The organism is Salinivibrio sp. ES.052 (assembly GCF_900141775.1).
GTDB lineage: Bacteria > Pseudomonadota > Gammaproteobacteria > Enterobacterales > Vibrionaceae > Salinivibrio.
The window spans coordinates 526,187-551,655 of sequence record NZ_FSRI01000002.1 but is presented as its reverse complement, the minus strand read 5'-3'; the positions used below and the strand labels follow the sequence as shown (position 1 = coordinate 551,655).

Below are 25,469 nucleotides of genomic sequence, written 5' to 3'. Positions count from 1 at the left end.
GGGCTCAAGCTTTCTATAATTAAGTAGATACTCAATAAGAAAGTATCATACCGTGACAGGACGAGGGATCTTTAATGAAATTCACCATCAAGACCAAAATATTGCTTGCGGTTGCTTTGGTCGTGGCCTTAGTGAGTGCAGTACAGGCATGGTTTTCAGTCAATCAACTTGAAACAGAGACACAGCAAAATGTGACCACACAGATGCGTGATGTCGGGCTTTCCACTAGCAATTTTATTGAAGAGTGGCTCGACATCCGTAGTGAGATGCTAGTGGCGAATGTGCCTTTAATTGCTAGCCAACCGAATGTTGATCGCGAATTGTTACTGACTAAGCGCCAAGGTGATTTTCTCACCGTATACGCTGGCTTTGCCGATGGCTCGATTGCCTACGGTGACAAGACCGAAAGCTGGCCCACAAATTATGATCCTCGCTCACGTCCCTGGTACAAACAAGCCACGGCGGCAAACGATTTAATTATTACGCCCCCCTATGTTGATGCCAACGGCGCCGGTATGGTCATCAGTTTTGCAAAAGCCTTTGATCAGCGCTTCAAAGGTGTCATTGCAGCGGATCTATCCGTTGACGCGATTGTTAAAGAAGTCCTGAACGTTCGCTTACCGAACGAAGGCTTCGCATTTCTGGTCGACAGTAACAACAAGGTGGTTGCCTACCGTGACACCGCGCTCAGCGCAAAAGCCCTCACTGAAGTCGATGATGAACTTACCCCCGCCTTTATTCAACAGGCCCGTAATAGCCAGTCGCTTGCCACCATTACCTTTGATGGCGATGGACGTGAAAAACTGATTGCTGTGACGAAAGTTGAGGGCGCAAATTGGAGCCTTGGGGTGGTTCAGGACAAACAGCTTGCATTTGCGTCAGTCTCCGAGCAAATTATCTCAACGTTGGTTACCTCCGTGATTTTATTTGTCATCATCGCACTGATTGCCGGCGCGCTCATCCACCGTATGCTGGCACCGTTAACTCAACTCACCCAAGCGGTTAGCTCATTATCACAAGGGAGCGGCGATCTCACTCAACGGCTCGATATTGTTCGCCAGGATGAAATTGGTGAGTTAGCCAGCCACGTCAATGCCTTTTTGGCCCAGCTGCAAGCCATGATTGGTCGTAGCGTCACCCAAAGCGTCGGCTTATCCGAACGGGCGGATCAATGTCGTAACCTTGCGCATCAATCGACCGATTTAGTGGGTCAACAGCAAGGTGATGTCGATCAAATCGCCACCGCGATTCACCAAATGTCGACCACCGCCAATGAAGTCGCCAGCAACGCGGAACAAACGGCCCGCTCAGCCCAAGAGGCCGAAAGCTCTTGTCGGGATGGGTTAGAGGTCGTAGAAAGTAACCGTGACGCAATCACACAATTGGCTGAACAAGTCGAACAAGCGACAAATGTGATCCGCGAATTGGATACTAACTCACAAAGCATCAACCAAATTATCTCTACTATTCAAGGTATTGCGGAACAAACCAACTTACTGGCGCTCAATGCCGCGATTGAGGCTGCGCGGGCTGGCGAGCAAGGTCGAGGGTTTGCGGTGGTTGCCGATGAGGTCCGAGTTTTAAGTCAGCGCACACACGATTCGACCGAAGAAATCCGCAATATGATCGAGACCTTGCAAAACACGACCCAGCGCGCGGTGGACGGCATGACCCAAAGTAACGAGATGGCAACCGCGAGTGTCGATCGCGCCGCTTCAGCCAGTGAGAAATTAAACGAAATCACACGTGGGATTGGCGATATCTCTGAAATGGCAGCACAGATTGCCAGCGCCGCCGAAGAACAACGTGCCGTTACCGAAGACATCAACCGTAACACCCAAGCAGTACGAGACTTGTCGCTAGAAATCCACCAGAAATCGAGTGAAACAGGCGAACAAGGCGAACAAATGGCACAAGATGCCCAATCCATGCACAGTGATCTTTCTAAATTTAAAGTTTAAACGCGATTGAACGCATCAAGCAGACGGGTGCCTTATCCAATAGGTCGCCCGTCTGTTGGCAGAAAGATCACAAATTCCACGTTTTACCGCTCCCTTATGCTTTTTATCGGCACAAATTGCCTCATTGATCCAATTTTAATGAAAGCCTTGCGTATACACTCAAAGGCTTTTCAATGAGATGGAAATGTGTCTATGCCCAAGCCAACAATTAAGCTGAAAATCATTGTTGCCATTGCTTTTATCGTAGCGTTGGTCAGCGCGGTGCTTGCCAGCATTTCTGTGCGTCAACTCCAACACGAGACCACCACTAGCATCACCAAACAAATGCATGATGTCGGTGATGCCACTACCCAGTTTATTGATAGCTGGTTAAACACGCGTGCCGATATGCTCCTAGCGAATGAGACGCTCATTGCGAACAACGCCAATGTCGATCGCGAGCTGCTGGTGACGAAGCGTGCGGGACACTTTTTATCCGTTTATGCTGGGTTTAGTGATGGGCGCATTGCCTACGGTGATAAAAGTGAAGACTGGCCCGCTGACTACGATCCGCGCACACGACCTTGGTATAAAAATGCGAGTGGGTCTAATGATCTTATCATTACTGAACCCTATCAGGATTTTGACGGCAGCCTAGTAGTCAGTTTAGCCAAGGGCTTTAATGGCCAATATCAAGGCGTGCTGGCTGCCGATGTCACCGTGACGGATATTGTCGAGCAGGTGCTCAATCTGAAACTCAGCAATGGTTTTGCCTTTTTGGTCGACGGTGAAAACCGCATAGTCGCTTATCGTGATACAGACTTAAGTCGCCAACCGCTCACCGAGCTGGATAATGAGCTGACTCGCAACTTTATGGCCAATGCCAGTGCACAACGCCAACTCACCACGTTTGAGCTCAATGGAAAAGATAAACTGCTTGCTGCAATCGACGTTCCGAACACCGACTGGACGCTAGGGATTGTAGAAGATAAAGCCCAAGCTTACGCATCCGTCTCAGAGCAAATCACTTTTGTCGTTATTGCCTCTGTTATCCTATTTATCGTCATTGCATTTGTCGCGGGTGCGTTAATTAAACAATTACTTAAGCCGTTGGGTGAATTAACCGGGGCAGTACGTACGCTCTCTGCCGGTGAAGGGGATTTAACTCAACGCATCAATATTGCTCGCCAAGATGAGATCGGTGAGCTAGCAGAATATGTCAATGCGTTTCTCGCGCAACTGCAGCAAATGGTCGGTAAGGCGGTCAATCAAAGCATGACATTATCGCAAAGTGCGGAAGAATGCCGAACTCATGCGTTGCAATCGAGTCAATTAGTCGACAAGCAGCAAAATGATGTCGACCAAATTGCTACCGCGATCCACGAAATGTCTACCACGGCGAATGAAGTCGCTAGCCATGCTGAAGACACGGCCACATCTGCGCAACAAGCTGAGCAATCATGCCAAGAAGGGTTAAGTGTGGTTAGCGATAACCGCAACGCCATTACTCAGCTCGCTGAGCAGGTAGAACGTGCGACCAATGTGATCCGTGAGCTGGATGAAAACGCGCAAAGTATTAACCAAATTATTGCCACTATTCAAGGGGTAGCGGAGCAAACTAACCTACTTGCGCTCAATGCGGCGATTGAGGCTGCTCGCGCAGGCGATCAAGGCCGAGGCTTTGCCGTGGTTGCTGATGAGGTGCGTGTACTCAGCCAGCGCACCCATGACTCCACTGAAGAAATTCGCAATATGATTGAGACTTTGCAACACACCACACAACGTGCTGTGGATGATATGACTCAAAGTAATGAAATGGCGACATCCAGTGTCGACCGGGCCGAAGCGGCCAGCGATCGCCTCAACCAAATCACCACAGCCATTGGCACCATTTCAGAAATGGCGATACAAATTGCCAGCGCCGCGGAAGAGCAGCGCGCAGTCACCGACGATATCAATCGCAATACTCAGGCAGTAAAAGACCTCTCGTATGAGATCCATCAACAAGCTACTGCGACAGGCGATCAAGGTGAGAGCATGGCACAAGCCGCTCAAGATATGCATCAAGACTTATCTAAATTTAAAGTCTAAACAGGTGTATACCCAAACGCCGCCCACGGGCGGCGTTTTTTATTGGCACAGCATGGCTAAGCGCGCGAAACGGGAAACGCGGTCACTGCCTCAATATGGTCACAACCCAGTGCCAGCATCATTAAGCGATCAACACCAAGCGCTATTCCCGCACAATCGGGCAAGCCAGCGTCCAATGCGGCGAGTAGATAGGTATCAATAGGTTGCGGGGCTAATCCTCGACCCCTTCGCGCGACATTATCCGCCTCAAATCGCTGCCGCTGCTCTTTGGCATCTTGCAGCTCGTAAAAGCCATTCGCCAGCTCGACCCCTTGGTAATACACTTCAAAGCGATGTGCCACCCTTGGATCGGTTTGGCTAATTTTAGCCAGTGCCGCTTGTGAGGCAGGGAAATCAAACACAAATGCAGGGGCATCTTGACCTATTACCGGCTCCACCATTACCGAAAAAAGCAATTGCAGTAAGGTGTCTTTATCCGTCTCTTGCTGCGTGATATCAGCTAACCCCTGCTCTGCCGCTAAATTACGTAATGACTGAATATCCGCACTCAATGGGCAAAGTCCCGTCACGGTTTGAAACGCCGTTTGATAGGTCATACGATTTGCTGCTTCGCAACCTAGTGTCTTGTGCAAAAAGGCATCCACCTCATCCATCAAGTCATGGTGGTTATAGTCAGGACGATACCACTCCAGCATGGTAAATTCCGGATTGTGGTAACGCCCGGCCTCTTCATTACGAAAGGCTTTGCTGATTTGATAGATAGCACCGCTCCCAGCCGCCAGTAATCGCTTCATATGAAACTCAGGACTTGTCATCAAATGCAACTGAAGTCCGTCCGCAAAACCTGGCCCGATCAGTGAAGTGCGAAAACTGTGCACGTGCACATCGGTGACCGCCGCTTGGCTTAAAGCGGGCGTATCGACTTCCCACACCTGACGGTCAGCAAAAAATTGACGAATACAGGCAATAATATCGGCCCGCTTTTTTAGCTGCGCTAACGTCGCAGTTGGCTGCCATGGATTAGCTTGGTTCATCGTCAAACTCTCTCTTAGCACGAATGGCGTCAGTCTATCGCCACAACGAAGAATGGCAAGTTAGGGCGGCCATTGTCGCGCGATGATAACGTGTTACATGGCGCATTTTAATTGCAAGTTATACGCCTTTTTTACAGTGCTCTCGGGCACTTAACGACTCACCTCACATTTTTATGCAATTTAACACTCATGCTCGCAAAATCGCGGTAATTCCCCGACTGAGTCAATTTTTACGATGCCTAGATTGCCTACCATGACAGCAGAACAATAAACAAGCCAAGCACTGGCTTTCCCTATGACACTGGAGGATGAACGTGCAGACCCTCACCACAGATATTGCAGTTATCGGCGCCGGCGGTGCCGGGCTACGCACGGCCATTGCGGCCGCTGAGGCAGATCCCTCTCTCAATATAGCGTTGGTGTCTAAGGTCTACCCAATGCGCTCACACACTGTGGCCGCTGAAGGTGGCTCGGCTGCCGTCATCAAGGATGAAGACAGCCTAGACAACCATTTTAATGACACCGTTAGCGGTGGCGATTGGCTATGTGAACAAGATGTCGTCGACTACTTTGTTAAAAATTGCGCCCGCGAAATGGTGCAATTAGAACAATGGGGATGCCCCTGGAGCCGCAAAGACGATGGCAGTATTAATGTTCGTCGGTTCGGCGGCATGAAAGTCGAGCGAACGTGGTTTGCCGCCGATAAAACTGGCTTTCATATATTGCATACTTTGTTTCAAACTTCAGTCAAATACCCTCAGATCCAACGTCTCGATGAGTATTTTGTTGTTGATTTAATTGTTGATAATGGACAGATACAGGGGCTCATTGCCTTACATATGGCCGAGGGCGAGCTGGTCTGTATCAAAGCCAAGTCCGTGGTGCTAGCAACAGGTGGTGCAGGACGCGTTTATAGCTGCAATACCAACGGCGGCATTGTCACCGGTGATGGAATGGCCATGGCCTATCGTCACGGTATTCCACTACGCGATATGGAGTTCGTGCAATATCATCCTACCGGATTACCTGGCACGGGGATATTAATGACCGAAGGTTGCCGCGGTGAAGGCGGCATTATTGTCAACAAAAACGGTTACCGTTACTTACAAGATTACGGTATGGGTCCAGAAACACCTGTTGGCCAACCGAAAAACAAATACATGGAGCTTGGGCCACGCGATAAAGTCTCACAAGCTTTCTGGCACGAACAACAAAAAGGTAACACCATCAAGCATACGCTAGGTGATGTCGTGCATCTCGATTTGCGTCACCTCGGCGAAGAGTATATTCAAGAGCGCCTGCCCTTTATTTGTGAATTGGCCAAAGCATACGTCAACGTTGACCCAGCCAAAGAACTCATCCCTATCCGGCCAACCGTTCATTACACCATGGGCGGGATAGAAACTGATGCGCAGACGGAAACACGTGTGGCGGGTTTGTTTGCCGTGGGTGAATGCTCGTCAGTTGGTTTACATGGCGCCAATCGTCTTGGCTCGAACTCACTTGCCGAGCTGGCCGTTTTCGGCCGTTTAGCGGGTGAAGGTGCCGCCCAACGCGCACGTGAATTCAATGATTGGAATCAAACGGCTATCGACGACCAAGTGAAAGAGGTCAAAGCACGCATTGATCAATTGCTCAGTCATCAGGGCGAAGAAAACTGGGCCGACATTCGTCGAGAGCTGGGCGAAACCATGGAAGCCGGCTGCGGTATTTATCGCAGCGAAGACTTAATGCAAACCACAATTGATAAAATTGCCGAACTGAAAGCACGCTACAAAAATATCAGCATTCAAGATAAAGGCAGTGTCTTTAACACGGATCTGTTGTATGCGATTGAGGTAGGCTACGGCCTTGAAGTCGCCGAAGCCATGGCACATTCCGCGATACAGCGCAAAGAGTCTCGTGGGGCTCACCAGCGTCTCGACGAAGGCTGTACTACACGTGACGATGAAAATTACCTTAAGCATACTTTGGCGTTTTACCAGGCCGAAAGCAGCCCTCGCATCAACTATGGCGATGTCAAGATTACCAAGTCACAACCTCAAGCGCGGCTGTATGGCGATGCGGCAGAGAAAGCGAATCGTGACAGCGCCGACCAACAAGAGGAGCAAGCAAAATGACGCAAGCTACCTATCAGGTCTCCGTGCTCAGGTACGATCCCGCCACTGATGATGCCCCTTATACGCAAGCATTTGTGGTGCCGGGTGACGAAACCATGTCAGTTCTGGATGCGCTAGGTTATATCAAGGATAACTTAGATAAATCCCTGTCTTATCGCTGGTCGTGTCGCATGGCCATTTGTGGCTCGTGCGGAATGATGGTTGATGGTGTGCCTAAACTGGCCTGTAAAGCCTTTTTACGTGACTACCCCAAAGGGGTGCTGATTGAACCCTTAGCTAACTTTGCGATCGAAAAAGATCTCGTGGTTGATATGACGCCCTTCATTGAGCGCCTTGAAGCGATCAAACCTTATATTTTGGGTAATGACCGCCGCCCCGAGGACGGACCCAATACGCAAACGCCCGAACAAATGGCGCGATACAAACAATTCGCCGCTTGTATCAATTGCGGTTTATGTTACGCCGCCTGCCCGCAATTTGGACTTAACCCAGACTTTTTAGGCCCTGCCGCTATCGCCTTGGCGCACCGCTATAACCTTGATAGTCGAGACAAGGGTAAAGCCCAACGTATGCCGCTGATTAACAGTGAGAACGGCGCATGGGGATGCACTTTCGTTGGCTACTGCTCAAAAGTCTGTCCAAAAGGCGTCGATCCTGCGGGCGCGGTCAACCAAGGCAAGGTGGCTTCCACCCAAGATATGGTGATTGCTATGTTTAATCCTAATAAAGATGGGCAGGAGGTAAGAGGATGAGTAACCGCAAACCCTATGTACGTCCCATGCCTCGTACTTGGTGGCTAGAGCATCCGTTCTATCGCTTTTATATGGTGCGCGAAGCCACGGTACTGCCTTTGGTCTTCTTCACGCTTAGTCTAACAGCAGGATTAATCTGCTTGGTACAAGGCCCACAAGCTTGGCAAAGCTGGCTCGCTTATATGGCTCATCCAGTGGTGATCGTGTTGAATCTGGTTGCCTTGGTAGCAAGTCTTTTTCATGCCACCACGTTTTTCAGCATGATGCCACAAGTGATGCCGATTCGAATCAAAGGCAAGCTACTCGATGGTAAATGGGTGATTGGTGCGCAATGGGCCGCTGTGGCGGTGGTATCACTGATCGCTCTGGTGCTCATTTAGGAGGTGTTATGATCGATCCCAAACCAAAACGTTCCGATGAGCCCATTTGGTGGAGTCTCTTTGGCGCCGGGGGGACCTGGTTTGCTATGTTCACGCCGGTGACCGTCTTAATCTTAGGCGTACTCATCCCGCTTGGCGTTATTGACCCATCAGCACTGAGCTATGAGCGTGTAATGATGTTTGCTGAGCACTGGCTAGGCAAGCTTCTGATCCTCGCCACGCTCGCGCTGCCGATGTGGCATGCAATGCACCGTATTCACCATGGCATGCACGACCTCAAATTGCATATCGGTCTAGCAGGTAAAGTGGTCTGTTACGCCCTAGCCTTCACGATCAGTGTCGTTGCCGCGCTTTTAGTGTTGATGATCTAACGTGTCACACGCAATGAAACAAAAAAGCCCTGGCGAATCGCTCAGGGCTTTTTTATTGTGGGTCATTATTTTACACGTCCAACATATTCGCCGTTACGCGTATCGACCTTAATCACTTCACCAATTTGGATAAATAGCGGCACACGGACCACCGCTCCGGTAGTCAAGGTGGCAGGTTTTCCCCCAGTTCCCTGAGTGTCCCCTTTCAAGCCCGGATCGGTTTCGGTCACTTCCAGCTCAACAAAGTTTGGTGGCATCACCACAATCGGATCACCATTCCAAAGCGTGAGCGTACAGCTATTGTTTTCGACCAACCATTTAACGTTCTCACCCACCGCACTCTCGTTGGCGGCGATTTGCTCAAACGTCTCATTGTTCATAAAGTGGAAAAATTCACCGTCGGTGTATAAGTAATCCATATCCACATCAATCACGTCAGCGGCTTCAACGCTGTCACCGGACTTAAACGTTTTCTCCAAAACTTTACCGGAGATCAACTTACGGATTTTCACACGGTTAAAGGCTTGACCTTTACCTGGCTTCACAAATTCATTTTCGGTAATGACACACGGCTCGTTATCGAGCATAATTTTCATGCCGCCGCGGAATTCATTAGTGCTGAAAGACGCCATCTTGATCCTCTTAACATCTTCGAGTTTTCACAAATGTCGCATATCATAACCCGAATCCAGCCTGCTGTTGAGCGAAACTGGATCAAAGAACTCGCAGAGGGGATCACAGATCCCAGTGAACTGCTGCAACTGCTCGATATTTCACCAAAAGCGTGGGAGTCCGGCTTTACGGCGCGCCGTTTATTTTCACAGCGTGTACCGCGTAGTTTTGTCGCCAGAATGGAAAAAGGCAACCCGCATGACCCGTTACTCAAACAGGTATTACCGGTTGCGGAAGAATTTAACCAGGTAAAGGGCTTCAGCGCTGATCCGCTTGAAGAGCAAGACAACGATACACCGGGACTGTTGCACAAATACCGCAATCGAGTGTTGCTGATCGTCAAAGGGGGCTGTGCGATTAATTGCCGGTACTGCTTCCGCCGCCATTTCCCTTATCAGGACAACAAAGGTAGCAAACGCGTGTGGCAAGGCTCACTTGACTATATCGACGCACACCCTGAAGTTGATGAAGTGATTTTATCTGGTGGTGATCCGCTGATGGCCAAAGACGAGGAGCTCGATTGGCTGATAACCGCCATAGAGCAGATCACGCATGTTAAACGGCTGCGCATTCACTCTCGGCTGCCTGTTGTGATCCCCGCGCGTATCACCTCAACGCTGCTCGAGCGCCTATCGTACTCACGTTTACAAATCGTGATGGTTACGCACATCAACCATGCCAATGAGATCAATACCGAATTAAGCGACAAACTCCACGCACTACGACAAGCCGGTATCACGCTGCTTAACCAAAGCGTGCTCCTCAAAGGGGTGAATGATAGTGCGGATGCGTTGGTGGTACTGAGCCAACGGCTGTTCGATGCTGGCGTGTTGCCTTACTACCTGCATATATTGGATAAAGTCCAAGGTGCCGCCCACTTTTTAGTCTCAGACGATGAGGCGCGCACATTAATGCAAGAAATTATCAGTCAGCTTTCAGGCTATTTAGTCCCTCGGCTAACCCGAGAAATTGGGGGGCGATCAAGTAAAACGCCACTTGACCTTCATTTAGAGTAGTTATCGCCTTTTTTATTTAAATAACCTATTGATTTATCTTTAATTTAATGGCTTATTAAAAAGAAAGCTCACCACAAGGATGTGTTATGTCTCTGATTATTCGTCAATACCACGCCGACGACATTCCGGCGATACGTGATATCTATGCGCAACCCAAGGCCCAAGCGGGCACCTTGCAATTGCCGATGCCAAGCCTCGCGATGTGGGAAAAACGGCTCAATAATGTCCCAGATGGCGTGTACCCATTGGTCGCCGAGCTAGAGGGTAAAGTGGTCGGTAACCTCGGCTTGATCATCGCCGCTAACCCGCGCCGCCGCCACGTTGCAGATATGGGCATGGGCGTTCACGATGCCTATCAAAACCGCGGCATTGGTAGCGCCCTGATGGAAAAGGCCATCGACTTAGCCGAAAACTGGCTGAATGTGACACGGATAGAGTTAACCGTGTACACCGACAATCTAGCGGCTATCCACCTCTATCAACGCTTTGGTTTTGAAGTCGAAGGGACAGCTAAACAATTTGCTTTCCGCAACGGTGAGTTTGTCGATGCCCACTATATGGCGCGTACCCGCTAATCAAGCCATTCAGGCATGGTGTCCGGCTTGGCATAGCTAAGCCGACCCACGCTTTTAGTCGTGTGATAGCTATCTAAGCCACTTAACGCAACCGTGCCCGCTTGCTCGATATCGATAAAGCCATCTTTTCCAATACAGCAGTCTGGTATATGGGCTTCAATTATTTCACCCACTAATAAATGGGTGCCATTGATCGCCATAGTATGCTCTTCTCTAAGAATTAACCCTAAGCGTATTGCTGCTTCTTGTACATAAGGGGCGTTAATGCGCTCACGCCATAAAGGGGTAAAGCCGACTTGCTCAAACTCAGACACTCCTCGCGGATAACGTGCCGAGGTTTGGTGGGCCGCCGAGACCATCGCCTCTTGAACATGGTTCAGGGTATAAACACCTGTTTCTCTAATATTGTCTAGCGAGTCGCGAGGGACAACATCAGGGCGAATGATAATACCCATGAGGGCTGGATCGGATCCAAGGTGAAAAGCAGAGCTCACCATACAAAGGTTAGTCTGTCGGCTTGTATCACTCGTCCCCAACAAATTCGCCGACTTAAAACCGGATAAGCTGTTAACAAAAGCCGCACGATAGCGCTTTTCCATCGCCAAAATATCGTCTCTTTCATATACACTGAGGGACATACGCTTCCTTATATAATTTGGCATTGTTGGCAACGTGCTTGGCCCGTCAGTAGCGCAGAGATCCGATAGCGGTGTCGCGCAAAGAAAAGGTAGGTCTTGTCCGCAAACCAAGCAATCATAGGCCAACGTAACCAACTCACCCAAACACCTTTTCCGACCGCATGCCAAGCCACATAGGTTGCATCTAAACCATACACCATCTTGCCGTTGTGATCTTGTGCGTGCAAAATACGATTCGCAGCGCTGGGATCGACGTCAGGGAAACGATCAGAGAAATCAGCCTGATGAATATCAACCAAATTGAGAGCCCCTTCGCTGTCCCAACGAGAGAGTTTACGCATTTCTTTCACACACAAGGGACACATACTGTCGTAGAACACCGTGACCATAAAGGCACCTCCTAAATAAATAGATACGCTCAGGCCGGGACACACGATCAAAAAAGAAAACCCTGACCGTCAGGCCAGGGCTTCATTGGTTTTTCATCACGGTTTTAACGATACAAAAAAGCCCCGACCATCAGGTCAGGGCTTGGTGTTTTCTCATCAAAGTCTTACGCATATCTGCTTTGATGCTCAAATTGCGAGCTATGCGCAGTGAGTTTTGAAGCGAGACGCACAATGTATGCCAATACATGAGCATCGTAGCTATCAAAAATCGCAAGCAACAGTCACAATTTATAATCAAAGCCTGGCGATGTCCTACTCTCACATGGGGAGACCCCACACTACCATCGGCGCTGCTTCGTTTCACTACTGAGTTCGGCATGGAGTCAGGTGGGTCCAAAGCGCTATGGTCGCCAAGCAAAATTTTGTAATCTAGAAAGCTGTTCGTTCTCGCCACAATCAACTGGCTTTATTTCGAGTCCAACCCAAAACCTCTTGGGTGTTGTATGGTTAAGCCGCACGGGCAATTAGTACAGGTTAGCTCAACGCCTCACAGCGCTTACACACCCTGCCTATCAACGTCGTAGTCTACGACAACCCTTTAGAGAGCTCGAAGCTCTAGGGATGACTCATCTCGGGGCCAGCTTCGCGCTTAGATGCTTTCAGCGCTTATCTGTGCCGAACTTAGCTACCGGGCAATGCGTCTGGCGACACAACCCGAACACCAGCGGTTCGTCCACTCCGGTCCTCTCGTACTAGGAGCAGCTCCCCTCAATCATCCAACGCCCACGGCAGATAGGGACCGAACTGTCTCACGACGTTCTAAACCCAGCTCGCGTACCACTTTAAATGGCGAACAGCCATACCCTTGGGACCGACTTCAGCCCCAGGATGTGATGAGCCGACATCGAGGTGCCAAACACCGCCGTCGATATGAACTCTTGGGCGGTATCAGCCTGTTATCCCCGGAGTACCTTTTATCCGTTGAGCGATGGCCCTTCCATTCAGAACCACCGGATCACTATGACCTACTTTCGTACCTGCTCGAGCCGTCACTCTCGCAGTTAAGCGGGCTTATGCCATTGCACTAACCTCACGATGTCCGACCGTGATTAGCCCACCTTCGTGCTCCTCCGTTACTCTTTGGGAGGAGACCGCCCCAGTCAAACTACCCACCAGGCACTGTCCTCACCCCCGATAAGGGGGCTAAGTTAGAACATCAAACATACAAGGGTGGTATTTCAAGGTTGGCTCCACGACAACTGGCGTCGCCGTTTCAAAGCCTCCCACCTATCCTACACATGTAGGCTCAATGTTCAGTGCCAAGCTGTAGTAAAGGTTCACGGGGTCTTTCCGTCTAGCCGCGGGTACACAGCATCTTCACTGCGATTTCAATTTCACTGAGTCTCGGGTGGAGACAGCGTGGCCATCATTACGCCATTCGTGCAGGTCGGAACTTACCCGACAAGGAATTTCGCTACCTTAGGACCGTTATAGTTACGGCCGCCGTTTACCGGGGCTTCGATCAATGGCTTCTCTTGCGATAACCACATCAATTAACCTTCCGGCACCGGGCAGGCGTCACACCGTATACGTCATCTTTCGATTTTGCACAGTGCTGTGTTTTTAATAAACAGTTGCAGCCACCTGGTATCTGCGACTGCCCATAGCTCCATCCGCAAGGGACTTCACCGTGGGCAGCGTACCTTCTCCCGAAGTTACGGTACCATTTTGCCTAGTTCCTTCACCCGAGTTCTCTCAAGCGCCTTGGTATTCTCTACCCGACCACCTGTGTCGGTTTGGAGTACGGTTCCTACTTACCTGAAGCTTAGAGGCTTTTCCCGGAAGCATGGCATCAATGACTTCACCACCTTGGTGGCTCGACATCGGGTCTCGACCGTGTGTAATCCCGGATTTGCCTAAGATTACAGCCTACACCCTTGAACCTGGACTACCATCGCCAGGCCCACCTAGCCTTCTCCGTCCCCCCATCGCAGTAAGCAGCAGTACGGGAATATTAACCCGTTTCCCATCGACTACGCCTTTCGGCCTCGCCTTAGGGGCCGACTTACCCTGCCCCGATTAACGTTGGACAGGAACCCTTGGTCTTCCGGCGTGGAGGTTTTTCACCCCCATTATCGTTACTCATGTCAGCATTCGCACTTGTGATACCTCCAGCATGCCTCTCAGCACACCTTCAACGGCTTACACAACGCTCCCCTACCCAATACGATAAATCGCATTGCCGCAGCTTCGGTGTATCGCTTAGCCCCGTTACATCTTCCGCGCAGGCCGACTCGACCAGTGAGCTATTACGCTTTCTTTAAATGATGGCTGCTTCTAAGCCAACATCCTGGCTGTCTGAGCCTTCCCACATCGTTTCCCACTTAGCGATAACTTTGGGACCTTAGCTGGCGGTCTGGGTTGTTTCCCTCTCCACGACGGACGTTAGCACCCGCCGTGTGTCTCCCGGATAGCACTTACTGGTATTCGGAGTTTGCAAAGGGTTGGTAAGTCGGGATGACCCCCTAGCCTTAACAGTGCTCTACCCCCAGTAGTGTTCGTCCGAGGCGCTACCTAAATAGCTTTCGGGGAGAACCAGCTATCTCCGAGTTTGATTGGCCTTTCACCCCTAGCCACAGGTCATCTCCTAACTTTTCAACGTTAGTGAGTTCGGTCCTCCAGTTGATGTTACTCAACCTTCAACCTGCCCATGGCTAGATCACTCGGTTTCGGGTCTAATGCAAGCAACTGTACGCCCAGTTAAGACTCGGTTTCCCTACGGCTCCCCTATGCGGTTAACCTTGCTACTTACATTAAGTCGCTGACCCATTATACAAAAGGTACGCGGTCACCCCACAAAGGAGGCTCCCACTGCTTGTACGTAGACGGTTTCAGGTTCTATTTCACTCCCCTCACAGGGGTTCTTTTCGCCTTTCCCTCACGGTACTGGTTCACTATCGGTCAGTCAGGAGTATTTAGCCTTGGAGGATGGTCCCCCCATGTTCAGACAAGATATCACGTGTCCCGTCCTACTCGTTTTCACAGATATGGCGCCGTCGGTTACGGGGCTATCACCCTTTGTTGCCAGGTTTTCCAACCTGTTCACCTAACGCCAAGTCTGCTTAAGGGCTGCTCCGGGGTCGCTCGCCGCTACTGCCGGAATCTCAATTGATTTCTTTTCCTTCGGGTACTTAGATGTTTCAGTTCCCCGAGTTCGCCTCTTAGCGCTATGTATTCACGCTAAGATACCTGCTTATGCAGGTGGGTTTCCCCATTCGGACATCCCAGATTCAAATGGCTTTTACTGCCTTATCTGGGCTTTTCGCAAGTTAATACGTCCTTCATCGCCTCTGACTGCCAAGGCATCCACCGTCTACGCTTAGTCACTTAACCATACAACCCCAAAAGGTCTTGTATGAAAACAACTAAGGTTTTGTTTTTGCCGGACTCAAAATAGAGACTTTGCTTATCAAATAAGACAAAGCCCAAGCACACTTGATTGTGTGAGTGACATTTCTGTCACTGATTGAGAACTTTACTGTCATTCTTAAAGAATGACTTGTCAGCTTTCCAGATTGTTAAAGAGCATGTCGTTTATTGCTAAATAAACCACGTTCTAAAGATTCTCAAACAAAAACCTTTAAAGCGTGGTGGGCGATACCGGGCTCGAACCAGTGACCCCCTCCTTGTAAGGGAGGTGCTCTCCCAACTGAGCTAATCGCCCACAATAGTGTGGTGGGTTGTACAGGATTCGAACCTGTGACCAATTGATTAAAAGTCAACTGCTCTACCAACTGAGCTAACAACCCATTGGCGTCCCATAGGGGAGTCGAACCCCTGTTACCGCCGTGAAAGGGCGGTGTCCTAGGCCTCTAGACGAATGGGACACGCTGATATGTTTGGGAACATATCCTCTTATAACTTCAACCTATACAATCTGTGTGAACACTCGCAAGAATAGCGTCAGTAAGGAGGTGATCCAGCCCCAGGTTCCCCTAGGGCTACCTTGTTACGACTTCACCCCAGTCATGAACCACACCGTGGTAAACGCCCTCCCGAAGGTTAAGCTATCTACTTCTGGTGCAGCCCACTCCCATGGTGTGACGGGCGGTGTGTACAAGGCCCGGGAACGTATTCACCGTGGCATTCTGATCCACGATTACTAGCGATTCCGACTTCATGGAGTCGAGTTGCAGACTCCAATCCGGACTACGACAAACTTTAAGGGATTCGCTTAACATCGCTGTCTCGCTGCCCTCTGTATCTGCCATTGTAGCACGTGTGTAGCCCTACTCGTAAGGGCCATGATGACTTGACGTCGTCCCCACCTTCCTCCGGTTTATCACCGGCAGTCTCCCTGGAGTTCCCACCATTACGTGCTGGCAAACAAGGATAAGGGTTGCGCTCGTTGCGGGACTTAACCCAACATTTCACAACACGAGCTGACGACAGCCATGCAGCACCTGTCTCAGTGTTCCCGAAGGCACCAATCCATCTCTGGAAAGTTCACTGGATGTCAAGAGTAGGTAAGGTTCTTCGCGTTGCATCGAATTAAACCACATGCTCCACCGCTTGTGCGGGCCCCCGTCAATTCATTTGAGTTTTAACCTTGCGGCCGTACTCCCCAGGCGGTCTACTTAATGCGTTAGCGCCGAAAGCCAAAGTCTAAAACCTCAACCTCCAAGTAGACATCGTTTACAGCGTGGACTACCAGGGTATCTAATCCTGTTTGCTACCCACGCTTTCGCATCTGAGCGTCAGTCTTTGTCCAGGGGGCCGCCTTCGCCACTGGTATTCCTTCAGATCTCTACGCATTTCACCGCTACACCTGAAATTCTACCCCCCTCTACAAGACTCTAGCCTGCCAGTTTCAAATGCGGTTCCGAGGTTGAGCCCCGGGCTTTCACATCTGACTTAACAAACCGCCTGCATGCGCTTTACGCCCAGTAATTCCGATTAACGCTTGCACCCTCCGTATTACCGCGGCTGCTGGCACGGAGTTAGCCGGTGCTTCTTCTGCAGCTAACGTCAAGCAATGCACGTATTAAGTACATTACCTTCCTCACTGCTGAAAGTGCTTTACAACCCGAAGGCCTTCTTCACACACGCGGCATGGCTGCATCAGGGTCTCCCCCATTGTGCAATATTCCCCACTGCTGCCTCCCGTAGGAGTCTGGGCCGTGTCTCAGTCCCAGTGTGGCTGATCATCCTCTCAAACCAGCTAAGGATCGTCGCCTTGGTAAGCCTTTACCTTACCAACTAGCTAATCCTAACTGGGCCCATCCCAACGCGATAGCTTACATGTAGTGGCCACCTTTGGTCCGTAGACATTATGCGGTATTAGCCGTCGTTTCCAACGGTTATCCCCCTCGTCAGGGCAGGTTCCCAGCCGTTACTCACCCGTCCGCCGCTCGACGTCCAGTAAATCCACCGAAGCTTCAATACTGCCGTTTCCGCTCGACTTGCATGTGTTAGGCCTGCCGCCAGCGTTCAATCTGAGCCATGATCAAACTCTTCAATTTAAGTTCTTTTGTTCGCTTTCCCATAAGGAAAGACAAACGGCTCGATAAATACTGTTTTGTTCGTCTCCTAAGAGACAAACGAATTGACTGTGCCGAATAACTAAAAGTTATCGTTTGGTCACTCAGTTCATCGAATAAATCTTTTTGTCTATTCTCAACGAGTGCCCACACAGATTGCATAGGTCAAATTGTTAAAGAGCGTGTCGATTTCGTGGTCGGCATTTCGTGACTTGCGTCTCGCTTGCCCCGTCGACAGGAAGCGCAGTATAGAGATCTCAGTTTTTACCGCAACCCCTTTTTGCAAAAAAAAAACCACCCGAACAAAAAACACACAATTCAGTTTTTTTTGTCTATTTTTACGCTCAGATCAGGCTTCCGTTTGCGTGGATTTACAAATATAGTCGAAGTTTTCACCCTTTTCTAGAAAAAATGAGGCATACATCATGAAAAGGGGCTGGTAGCATAGCTTGCCTGTTTCTCGCTTGGGAGTCATCGATATGAAGCACTGGCTTTTTCTGGGGTTTGCTATTGTGGCAGAGGTGATCGCAACTGCATCACTCAAAAACAGTGACGGCTTTTCAAAGCTCGTTCCTTCGGTATTAGTGGTAGTGGGATACAGTTTTTCTTTCTATCTACTTGCCCTCACTTTACGTGCGATTCCAGTGGGAATTGCTTACGCCATTTGGGCAGGCGCTGGCGTGACATTAATCGCTTTAATTGGTTGGTTGGTCTTTGGCCAGAAACTGGATACGCCCGCGATTATTGGCATGGTACTGATTGTTGCCGGTGTGGCGGTGATGAATATCTTTTCCTCTGTGTCTTCACATTGAGTTGCATTGTTAACAGCGTGCTCGAACAAAAAAACCCAGCCGAGGCTGGGTTTTTATCTTTAAGGGGAAAGGCAACTACATCATGCCGCCCATTCCGCCCATGCCACCCATTCCAGCAGCGCCCATATCAGCACCGCCGTCTTTCTGTGGCAGATCCGTAACCATCGCTTCGGTGGTGATCATCAGACCAGCAACCGATGCCGCAAACTGAAGTGCGCTACGCGTTACTTTGGTTGGGTCTAGGATACCCATTTCAATCATATCACCGTATTCACCGGTTGATGCATTATAACCAAAGTGGTTCTCGCCAGCTTTCACTTTGTTCGCCACGACAGAGTCTTCGTCACCCGCGTTGGTCGCGATTTGACGCAGTGGTGATTCCATCGCACGTAGCGCCACTCGGATACCGACGTTTTGCTCTTCGTTATCACCTTTCAACTCACCGACTTTGCTTGCGGCACGGATAAGTGCAACGCCACCACCGGCAACTACGCCTTCTTCGACTGCAGCACGGGTTGCGTGCAATGCATCTTCAACGCGATCTTTCTTCTCTTTCATTTCAACTTCGGTCGCTGCACCGACTTTGATCACTGCAACACCGCCAGCCAATTTGGCGACGCGCTCTTGCAGCTTCTCTTTGTCGTAGTCCGATGTCGCATCTTCGATTTGTTGACGAATTTGAGCCACACGACCTTCAATAGCCGCTTCTTCACCTACGCCATCAATGATAGTGGTGTTGTCTTTAGTGACAGTCACACGCTTAGCTTGACCAAGATCTTCTAGCGTGACTTTCTCTAGGTCCATGCCAATTTCTTCAGAAACCACAGTCCCTGCCGTCAGAGTCGCGATGTCTTGCAGCATCGCTTTACGACGATCGCCGAACCCTGGCGCTTTTACCGCTGCCACTTTGACGATGCCGCGCATGTTGTTGACAACCAAGGTTGCCAGCGCTTCACCTTCAAGATCTTCTGCTACGATCAGCAGAGGGCGAGAGGCTTTAGAGACCGCTTCTAGCGTAGGCAGCAGTTCACGGATGTTAGACACTTTTTTGTCGATCAGCAGGATAAATGGATTATCCAGCTCAACATTACCGGCTTCTTGGTTGTTGATGAAATAAGGCGATAAGTAGCCACGATCGAACTGCATGCCTTCTACGACGCTCAGTTCGTCTTGCAGTGATTGACCTTCTTCAACGGTAATAACACCGTCACGACCGACTTTTTCCATCGCTTGAGCGATGATCTTACCAACGGTGTGGTCAGAGTTCGCAGAAATCGTACCAACTTGCTCAATCGCATTGTTGCTGGTGCAAGGTGCAGACAGGTTTTTCAGCTCTTCCACTGCGGCAACCACTGCTTTGTCGATACCACGCTTCAGATCCATTGGGTTCATACCCGCTGCCACCGCTTTTAGGCCTTCGCTAATGATAGACTGTGCCAGTACGGTCGCTGTGGTGGTGCCGTCACCTGCCGCGTCGTTTGATTGCGACGCCACTTCTTTGACCATTTGCGCGCCCATGTTCTGGAATTTATCTTCCAGTTCAATCTCACGCGCCACAGACACACCATCTTTGGTGATGCTTGGTGATCCAAATGATTTATCTAATACTACGTTACGACCTTTAGGGCCCAGTGTGACTCTCACCGCATCCGCTAGAACATTCACACCTTCGAGCATTTTTGCACGTGCGTCGTCACTAAATTTAACGTCTTTAGCAGCCATGATTTTATTCCTTTCTTACGTTATTGATTGGAGGTGAAATGAATTATTCAACGATTGCCATGATGTCGCTTTCAGATAGGATAAGAACTTCTTGACCCTCAATCTTTTCACTTTTGGTGCCGAAGCCTTCAGAGAAGATAACAGTGTCACCCACTTTAACGTCCATAGGCTGCACGTTGCCGTTTTCAAGAACACGGCCTTTGCCTACCGCCAGCACTTTACCACGGGTAGACTTCTCTGCAGCAGAACCAGTTAACACGATGCCGCCTGCTGATTTAGACTCAGCTTCTTGGCGCTCTACGATAACGCGATCATGTAGTGGACGAATGTTCATCGGTCGTCTCCTGAATTAGTAATGATGTTCCGTTTGATGAAATAAGTATGCACACAGGCCGTACATGTGTCCGGCTCCTGATGTAACCTCCTATGTGGGGACGGGCCTTTTCTTTCCCAAGGGTTTTACAGCAATTTTTTTGTTTTTTTAGACTAGCAACTTCCTCCCTTTATGAGGATCCGCTAGGGTGACCCGTCCCAAACCAGTGATCAGAGACTATGAACGACAAACACGGGCTGTTATCCGCCCCGATCAACCTCACATTGCGTAAGATGACCGTACCCATGGTATTTGGGCTGTTCGCGATCATCATGTTCAATGTGGTGGATACCTTCTTTATTTCACTGCTTGGCACGGAAGCACTCGCTGCGGTGAGCTTCACCTTTCCCATCACCTTTGCGGTCAACTCCATCACGCTCGGATTAGGCGTGGGTATTGCTGCCTTGGTCGCGCGATTACTCGGCCAGGGCGATCATCAAGATGCCGCGCGGGTCTCGAGTCACGGTTTGATCTTGGCGGTATTCATGGTAATGGCCGTCGGCTGGTTAGGGGCCGCCACCATCAATCCGGTGTTCTCCGCACTCGGGGCAAGCGATAACTTATTGCCGTTAATCCACGATTACATGCAGGTCTGGTATTTCACTATTCCATTACTGGTGGTACCGATGGCGGGAAATGCGGCCATCCGCGCCACGGGCGATACAAAAACACCGGCAAAGATCATGATGGTCTCCGGCCTGATTAATGGTGCGCTCGATCCCTTACTGATTTTTGGCTTGGGCCCTTTTCCCGAGCTGGGTGTGCAAGGGGCCGCTATCGCTAGTGCGGTCAGCTGGGGCGGCGCCATGCTTGCCGCTCTCGCTATCTTGATTAAGCGCGAACACTTATTGATCGCACCTCAATGGCACCACATCATGACCGACGTACGCCAAATTCTAAAAATCGGTATGCCCGCAGGGATGACCAATGCGCTCAATCCAGCGGCGGCGGCGATCTTAATGATAATGTTGGCTTCGCAAGGGACGGAAAGTGTCGCTGCCTACGGTGCCGCCCAACGTATTGAAGCGATTTTACTGATTGTGATGATGGCCATGACCTCTTCATTGACCCCCTTGATGTCTCAGAACTTTGGGGCCAATTACCACCAGCGGGCGTTTCAAGCGCTGTTTAGCGCGATGCGCTTTGCCATTTTGTTCCAGTTTGCCTTGTACTTGTCGCTGTGGCCTTTTATCGATCTGATTGCGGATGTATTCAGTGACGATGTGCGGGTTCAACAAGAAATTGCCCACTATTTGATGGTCGTCCCGGCTAGCTACGGCTTACAGGGCACCTTGATGTTGTTGGTGGGCGGCCTGAATGCCATGAAACGCTCACTGCATTCGTTCGCCTGCAACCTAGTCCGTTTGTTTGTCTTTTTGGTACCCTGTGCTTGGCTGGGCGGCATGGTCAACGGCACCCATGGCTTGTTTGCGGGCATCGCGATTGCCAATCTGCTAGCCGGTATTATGGCGTACCTGTATGCCGTAGTGTTGCGTCGTCAGACACTCGCGGCGTCATTGCCCGCCTGATCCAGCTCATGGACACGGTGCTGCAACGCATCTAACGCCTGATAAAGCGCTTGATACTGCGCGGCACTGAGTCCCTCGAGCATGGCTTTTTCCCACTCCAATACCTTGGGGACAATGGTCTGATAATGGGTGCGCCCTTTGTCGGTCAAATGGACTAACGCGGCGCGCTGATCACCTTGGCACGCGCGTCGCTCTACCAGCTGGTGCTGCTCTAAACGGGTAAGCAAGCGCGACACTTTTACTTTATCCAGCCGCGTTTCTGCGGCTAAATCTTTCGCCATCACGCCATCCCGTGCCCCCAAAGAGGCCAGCACGCGCCATTCTGGACGCGATAATCCAAACTCTGCTTCATAACGTGCCGCAAGACTATCGGCCACCAACTCCGCCGTGTGAACCAGCTTATAAGGCAAAAAGCTATCAAGCGTTAAATGAGGAAGGGTCATATCAATTAGTTTCAAGTGAAATCATATAACCTACTTTACGAGAGGCTTCGATAAGATGCAAAGGTAGTGCTTTGTTTACACTTAAGGTTTTTAAGCGGCAAAAATACTGAACACACAAGGTAAAATATTTGTTAACACCACGTTGCTTTTTCTCATCTCTGATCGCTAGTATAAACAGATAGATTGTTTCTTTTGAAACTATTTGGCGGTCCCAGTGAGCTCGGCCGCCCAGCACAAGGAGCGAGTTATGCGAAAGTGGTTTTCATTCCCCATTCGTGAAGGGGATGCCTCTCGTCAAGCCCACTGCGACTTTCCCGAGGGAACCTACGAGCGCGAGTGTGGCAAAGAAGGCTTTTTTGGCCCGGCCAGTCATATGTATCACCGCCATCCCCCGACGGGCTGGAGCGAGTGGGAAGGGCCATTGCGACCGCATGCTTTTGACACCAACCGAGTTGAAACCCAAGGCACGTCGCCAATGGATGCACCGGTGCTGTTATCCAATGCCAACGTTCAGGTTCGCTTATGGCGCACCGATACCGCCATGTCTTATCTGGTGCGCAACAGCGATGGCGACGATTGCTTGTTTGTCCATCAGGGCGAAGGCTCGCTGTATTGCGATTATGGCCACTTGCGCTACAGCAAAGGCGATTATTTGATCATTCCTCGCGCCACCAGCTGGCGACTGGTGCCGGATGAGGCCACCACCTTGTTGATGATTGAAGCGACACACGGCTCCTACATGAGCGCCGAACGAGGCATTGTCGGCGAACATGCGGTGTTTGACCCCGCAGTGTTAGAACATGCACGCATTGACGATAGCTTTAAGGCCCAGCAATCCGACAGCGAAAGCTGGCAGGTGATGATCAAATCGCGCCAGCAGCTTAACCGTGTCACTTATCCTTATAACCCACTCGATGCGGTGGGCTGGAAGGGTAACCTCACCGTGTTCCGACTCAACTGGCGAGATATCCGCCCGTTAATGAGCCATCGTTATCACTTGCCGCCATCGGCGCACACCACCTTTGTCGCGCAAGGTTTTGTGATTTGTACCTTTGTCCCCCGCCCGATCGAGTCCGATCCTGGCGCACTGAAGGTGCCTTTCTACCACAATAACGATGACTATGATGAAGTGCTTTTCTATCACCAAGGTGACTTTTTCAGCCGCGATAATATTGATGCCGGTATGGTGACCTTACACCCTTGTGGCTTCCCACATGGTCCTCACCCAAAAGCCTTTGCCGCGGGCAAAAAGCATCAGAAAAAAGAGACCGATGAAGTGGCGGTGATGATAGATACCCGCATGCCACTTGATATGGGAGACGCGGCGAAAGCCACCGAACTGACCGATTATGTTTACTCTTGGCGCACGCCAAGTGACGCAGAATAGCGAAGGAGAAAGCAATGAAACTGGCTTCACTCAAACACGGACGTGATGGCAAATTGATTTTGGTCTCTCGTGACCTTACTCGCGCCGTCCACGCCGACGATATTGCGCCCACACTACAAGCGGCACTCGATAATTGGGCCACACTTGCGCCCAAACTGACTCAGCGCTACGACGCGCTCAATGACAACCAAGTCAGTGAGTCCTTTGCCTTTGACCCAAGTGTCTGCGACTCACCACTGCCTCGCGCCTATCAGTGGGCGGATGGTAGCGCCTACGTTAACCACGTTGAACTGGTGCGCAAAGCACGTGGCGCACAAATGCCTGAGAGTTTTTGGACCGACCCACTGATGTATCAAGGCATGTCTGATGGCTTTCTCGGCCCACGTGACGAGATTGAATTAGTCGATGATGCGTGGGGCTGTGACTTTGAAGCCGAGCTTGCCGTCGTCACCGATGATGTGCCCATGCACCTTAGTGCTGACAAAGCGGGCCAACACATTAAACTGCTGATGCTGGTCAACGACGTTTCACTGCGCAACCTGATCCCCGGCGAGCTTGCCAAAGGGTTCGGCTTTTTCCAATCCAAGCCGGCTTCTGCATTTTCACCAGTGGCGGTTACCCCAGATGAGCTGGGCGATCACTGGTGCGATCATAAAGTCCACTTACCGATGCATGTCACCCTCAACGGCGAATGGTTCGGTTCGCCCGACGCCGGTGTGGATATGACCTTTGATTTTGCCGAGCTGGTCGCGCATGTGGCGAAAAGCCGCCATGTCAGTGCTGGCACCATTATTGGCTCAGGCACGGTATCCAACACCGATCGCAGTAAAGGCTCATGCTGCCTAGCTGAAAAACGGATGCTGGAAATCATCGACAAAGGTGAGCCAACAACGCCCTTTATGACCTTTGGCGATAGCGTCACCATCGATATGCGCGACAGCCAAGAGGCATCTATTTTCGGTGCCATAGAGCAAACCGTGACCCGTTACATCCCGGAGTAACCTTGATGCGCGCCTGGTGCCTCTGGGCGCGCTTGACGTTGACGCCGTCTAGGAGCTTGTATGCTGCTTTATGATTACAGTAAGTCGACCGCGGCCTACCGCGTCCGCATCGCCCTTGGCCTTAAAGGCCTCACCTACCAACGAGAAACCGTATCCCTGCTGGATAAACACCAGCACAGCGACGCCTATCGCTCGCTCAACCCCGCCGGTTTAGTGCCTACCTTGGTCGATGGCGATGTCACCTTGAGTCAATCGCTCGCCATTATCGAATACCTCGACGAGCGCTACCCACAGGTCAAACTGCTCCCCAGTGATCCAGTGCAAAAAGCCCAGTGTCGATCACTGGCGCTCGACATTGCCTGTGATGTGCATCCACTCAATAACTTGCGGGTTCTGCAATACTTAACCGGCCCCTTTGGCCACAGTGATGACGATAAAATCACTTGGTATCACCATTGGCTAAAACAAGGGTTCGATGGCTTGGAAGCCAAATTACAAGGATTAGACAGCCCCTTTATTGGCGGAGAAGCGCCCAATTTGGCCGATATTTGTTTGGTCGCGCAGCTATTTAATGCACGCCGATTTGCGTTTGATTTAACGGCCTACCCAACCCTGACGCGCATTGAATCACAATGCCAAACGCTGGATGCATTTATACAGGCACACCCTGATAAGAGCTAAGGA

20 protein-coding genes, 3 tRNA genes and 3 rRNA genes are annotated in these 25,469 nt (G+C 50.6%); 13 read left to right on the top strand and 13 right to left on the bottom strand.

What is annotated here, in order from left to right:
• Positions 1-74 precede the first annotated feature (74 nt).
• Together BUQ98_RS12215 and BUQ98_RS12210 are read left to right on the top strand one after the other, a co-directional pair.
• Positions 75-1,961, top strand: coding sequence for a methyl-accepting chemotaxis protein (locus tag BUQ98_RS12215; RefSeq protein WP_074214064.1), 1,887 nt, complete (start codon positions 75-77; stop codon positions 1,959-1,961).
• A 192-nt stretch (positions 1,962-2,153) separates the two neighbouring features.
• A complete protein-coding gene (locus tag BUQ98_RS12210) occupies positions 2,154-4,031 on the top strand; it encodes a methyl-accepting chemotaxis protein (protein WP_074214063.1) in 1,878 nt (625 codons plus the stop codon).
• 56 nt (positions 4,032-4,087) lie between these two features.
• On the opposite strand, the gene epmA is transcribed toward BUQ98_RS12210, so the two are convergent.
• Positions 4,088-5,065, bottom strand: a complete 978-nt coding sequence (gene epmA / locus BUQ98_RS12205) for an elongation factor P--(R)-beta-lysine ligase (RefSeq protein ID WP_074214062.1) — start codon at positions 5,063-5,065, stop codon at positions 4,088-4,090.
• Between the two features lie 314 nt (positions 5,066-5,379).
• Between epmA and frdA the strand changes: the two genes are divergently transcribed.
• The 4 genes from frdA to frdD are packed head-to-tail and all read left to right on the top strand — an operon-like array spanning position 5,380 to position 8,688.
• Positions 5,380-7,185, top strand: coding sequence for a fumarate reductase (quinol) flavoprotein subunit (gene frdA / locus BUQ98_RS12200; protein WP_074214229.1), 1,806 nt, complete (start codon positions 5,380-5,382; stop codon positions 7,183-7,185).
• Complete coding sequence (locus BUQ98_RS12195; protein WP_074214061.1) at positions 7,182-7,937, top strand: succinate dehydrogenase/fumarate reductase iron-sulfur subunit; 756 nt, start codon at positions 7,182-7,184, stop codon at positions 7,935-7,937. Before frdA ends, BUQ98_RS12195 begins: the two co-directional genes overlap by 4 nt.
• Entirely contained in the window at positions 7,934-8,317 is a 384-nt protein-coding gene (frdC, locus tag BUQ98_RS12190) for a fumarate reductase subunit FrdC (RefSeq protein ID WP_074214060.1), read from the top strand. Before BUQ98_RS12195 ends, frdC begins: the two co-directional genes overlap by 4 nt.
• Positions 8,318-8,325: 8 nt before the next feature.
• Positions 8,326-8,688 (top strand): fumarate reductase subunit FrdD, encoded by a 363-nt coding sequence (gene frdD / locus BUQ98_RS12185; protein WP_074214059.1) that lies wholly within the window; start codon positions 8,326-8,328, stop codon positions 8,686-8,688.
• 65 nt (positions 8,689-8,753) lie between these two features.
• On the opposite strand, the gene efp is transcribed toward frdD, so the two are convergent.
• A complete protein-coding gene (efp, locus tag BUQ98_RS12180; RefSeq protein ID WP_074214058.1) occupies positions 8,754-9,320 on the bottom strand; it encodes an elongation factor P in 567 nt (188 codons plus the stop codon).
• Between the two features lie 33 nt (positions 9,321-9,353).
• Here efp and epmB point away from each other — a divergent pair, with 33 nt between their 5' ends.
• The gene (epmB, locus tag BUQ98_RS12175; protein ID WP_074214057.1) at positions 9,354-10,376 is read left to right on the top strand and encodes an EF-P beta-lysylation protein EpmB; all 1,023 of its coding nucleotides are present in this window, start codon (positions 9,354-9,356) and stop codon (positions 10,374-10,376) included.
• A gap of 86 nt (positions 10,377-10,462) precedes the next feature.
• Positions 10,463-10,951: a GNAT family N-acetyltransferase gene (locus tag BUQ98_RS12170; RefSeq protein ID WP_074214056.1), complete on the top strand. Its 489-nt coding sequence runs from the start codon at positions 10,463-10,465 to the stop codon at positions 10,949-10,951.
• Here the strand turns inward: BUQ98_RS12170 and BUQ98_RS12165 are convergent.
• The 8 genes from BUQ98_RS12165 to BUQ98_RS12130 form a co-directional block, all read right to left on the bottom strand.
• On the bottom strand, positions 10,948-11,589 hold the full coding sequence (locus BUQ98_RS12165; RefSeq protein ID WP_074214055.1) for a flavin reductase family protein: 642 nt from the start codon (positions 11,587-11,589) through the stop codon (positions 10,948-10,950). The genes BUQ98_RS12170 and BUQ98_RS12165 overlap by 4 nt on opposite strands.
• Positions 11,590-11,597: 8 nt before the next feature.
• A complete protein-coding gene (locus tag BUQ98_RS12160; protein WP_074214054.1) occupies positions 11,598-11,978 on the bottom strand; it encodes a thiol-disulfide oxidoreductase DCC family protein in 381 nt (126 codons plus the stop codon).
• Positions 11,979-12,277: 299 nt separating this feature from the next.
• A 5S ribosomal RNA gene (rrf, locus tag BUQ98_RS12155) occupies positions 12,278-12,393 on the bottom strand.
• Between the two features lie 88 nt (positions 12,394-12,481).
• Positions 12,482-15,371 (bottom strand): 23S ribosomal RNA (locus BUQ98_RS12150).
• Positions 15,372-15,626: 255 nt separating this feature from the next.
• Positions 15,627-15,702: transfer RNA gene (locus BUQ98_RS12145), tRNA-Val, on the bottom strand.
• 9 nt (positions 15,703-15,711) lie between these two features.
• A tRNA-Lys gene (locus BUQ98_RS12140) sits at positions 15,712-15,787 on the bottom strand.
• A gap of 2 nt (positions 15,788-15,789) precedes the next feature.
• A tRNA-Glu gene (locus BUQ98_RS12135) sits at positions 15,790-15,865 on the bottom strand.
• Positions 15,866-15,945: 80 nt separating this feature from the next.
• Positions 15,946-17,500: ribosomal RNA gene (locus tag BUQ98_RS12130) — 16S ribosomal RNA — on the bottom strand.
• Together the 16S, 23S and 5S rRNA genes with 3 tRNA genes alongside form the textbook arrangement of a ribosomal RNA operon.
• A gap of 497 nt (positions 17,501-17,997) precedes the next feature.
• On the opposite strand from BUQ98_RS12130, the gene BUQ98_RS12125 reads away from it, so the two are divergent.
• Positions 17,998-18,330, top strand: coding sequence for an SMR family transporter (locus BUQ98_RS12125; protein WP_074214053.1), 333 nt, complete (start codon positions 17,998-18,000; stop codon positions 18,328-18,330).
• A gap of 75 nt (positions 18,331-18,405) precedes the next feature.
• Here BUQ98_RS12125 and groL read toward each other — a convergent pair whose 3' ends face one another.
• A complete protein-coding gene (groL, locus tag BUQ98_RS12120) occupies positions 18,406-20,052 on the bottom strand; it encodes a chaperonin GroEL (protein ID WP_074214052.1) in 1,647 nt (548 codons plus the stop codon).
• Between the two features lie 43 nt (positions 20,053-20,095).
• Positions 20,096-20,386: a co-chaperone GroES gene (locus tag BUQ98_RS12115; protein ID WP_074214051.1), complete on the bottom strand. Its 291-nt coding sequence runs from the start codon at positions 20,384-20,386 to the stop codon at positions 20,096-20,098.
• 218 nt (positions 20,387-20,604) lie between these two features.
• On the opposite strand from BUQ98_RS12115, the gene BUQ98_RS12110 reads away from it, so the two are divergent.
• On the top strand, positions 20,605-21,954 hold the full coding sequence (locus BUQ98_RS12110; RefSeq protein ID WP_074214050.1) for an MATE family efflux transporter: 1,350 nt from the start codon (positions 20,605-20,607) through the stop codon (positions 21,952-21,954).
• Here BUQ98_RS12110 and BUQ98_RS12105 read toward each other — a convergent pair.
• Positions 21,924-22,412: a MarR family winged helix-turn-helix transcriptional regulator gene (locus BUQ98_RS12105; protein WP_371515116.1), complete on the bottom strand. Its 489-nt coding sequence runs from the start codon at positions 22,410-22,412 to the stop codon at positions 21,924-21,926. The genes BUQ98_RS12110 and BUQ98_RS12105 overlap by 31 nt on opposite strands.
• A gap of 232 nt (positions 22,413-22,644) precedes the next feature.
• Between BUQ98_RS12105 and BUQ98_RS12095 the strand changes: the two genes are divergently transcribed.
• The 3 genes from BUQ98_RS12095 to maiA are packed head-to-tail and all read left to right on the top strand — an operon-like array spanning position 22,645 to position 25,466.
• A complete protein-coding gene (locus BUQ98_RS12095; RefSeq protein WP_074214047.1) occupies positions 22,645-23,784 on the top strand; it encodes a homogentisate 1,2-dioxygenase in 1,140 nt (379 codons plus the stop codon).
• 14 nt (positions 23,785-23,798) lie between these two features.
• Complete coding sequence (locus tag BUQ98_RS12090; RefSeq protein ID WP_074214046.1) at positions 23,799-24,785, top strand: fumarylacetoacetate hydrolase family protein; 987 nt, start codon at positions 23,799-23,801, stop codon at positions 24,783-24,785.
• Between the two features lie 60 nt (positions 24,786-24,845).
• Complete coding sequence (gene maiA / locus BUQ98_RS12085) at positions 24,846-25,466, top strand: maleylacetoacetate isomerase (protein ID WP_074214045.1); 621 nt, start codon at positions 24,846-24,848, stop codon at positions 25,464-25,466.
• The last annotated feature ends 3 nt before the right edge of the window (positions 25,467-25,469 follow it).

Coding starts and splice junctions, on each gene's coding strand:
- BUQ98_RS12215 (WP_074214064.1), top strand. CDS start 75: ATGAAATTCACCATCAAGACCAAAATATTGCTTGCGGTTGCTTTGGTC.
- BUQ98_RS12210 (WP_074214063.1), top strand. CDS start 2,154: ATGCCCAAGCCAACAATTAAGCTGAAAATCATTGTTGCCATTGCTTTT.
- epmA (WP_074214062.1), bottom strand. CDS start 5,065: ATGAACCAAGCTAATCCATGGCAGCCAACTGCGACGTTAGCGCAGCTA.
- BUQ98_RS12195 (WP_074214061.1), top strand. CDS start 7,182: ATGACGCAAGCTACCTATCAGGTCTCCGTGCTCAGGTACGATCCCGCC.
- frdC (WP_074214060.1), top strand. CDS start 7,934: ATGAGTAACCGCAAACCCTATGTACGTCCCATGCCTCGTACTTGGTGG.
- frdD (WP_074214059.1), top strand. CDS start 8,326: ATGATCGATCCCAAACCAAAACGTTCCGATGAGCCCATTTGGTGGAGT.
- efp (WP_074214058.1), bottom strand. CDS start 9,320: ATGGCGTCTTTCAGCACTAATGAATTCCGCGGCGGCATGAAAATTATG.
- epmB (WP_074214057.1), top strand. CDS start 9,354: ATGTCGCATATCATAACCCGAATCCAGCCTGCTGTTGAGCGAAACTGG.
- BUQ98_RS12170 (WP_074214056.1), top strand. CDS start 10,463: ATGTCTCTGATTATTCGTCAATACCACGCCGACGACATTCCGGCGATA.
- BUQ98_RS12165 (WP_074214055.1), bottom strand. CDS start 11,589: ATGTCCCTCAGTGTATATGAAAGAGACGATATTTTGGCGATGGAAAAG.
- BUQ98_RS12160 (WP_074214054.1), bottom strand. CDS start 11,978: ATGGTCACGGTGTTCTACGACAGTATGTGTCCCTTGTGTGTGAAAGAA.
- BUQ98_RS12125 (WP_074214053.1), top strand. CDS start 17,998: ATGAAGCACTGGCTTTTTCTGGGGTTTGCTATTGTGGCAGAGGTGATC.
- groL (WP_074214052.1), bottom strand. CDS start 20,052: ATGGCTGCTAAAGACGTTAAATTTAGTGACGACGCACGTGCAAAAATG.
- BUQ98_RS12115 (WP_074214051.1), bottom strand. CDS start 20,386: ATGAACATTCGTCCACTACATGATCGCGTTATCGTAGAGCGCCAAGAA.
- BUQ98_RS12110 (WP_074214050.1), top strand. CDS start 20,605: ATGAACGACAAACACGGGCTGTTATCCGCCCCGATCAACCTCACATTG.
- BUQ98_RS12095 (WP_074214047.1), top strand. CDS start 22,645: ATGCGAAAGTGGTTTTCATTCCCCATTCGTGAAGGGGATGCCTCTCGT.
- BUQ98_RS12090 (WP_074214046.1), top strand. CDS start 23,799: ATGAAACTGGCTTCACTCAAACACGGACGTGATGGCAAATTGATTTTG.
- maiA (WP_074214045.1), top strand. CDS start 24,846: ATGCTGCTTTATGATTACAGTAAGTCGACCGCGGCCTACCGCGTCCGC.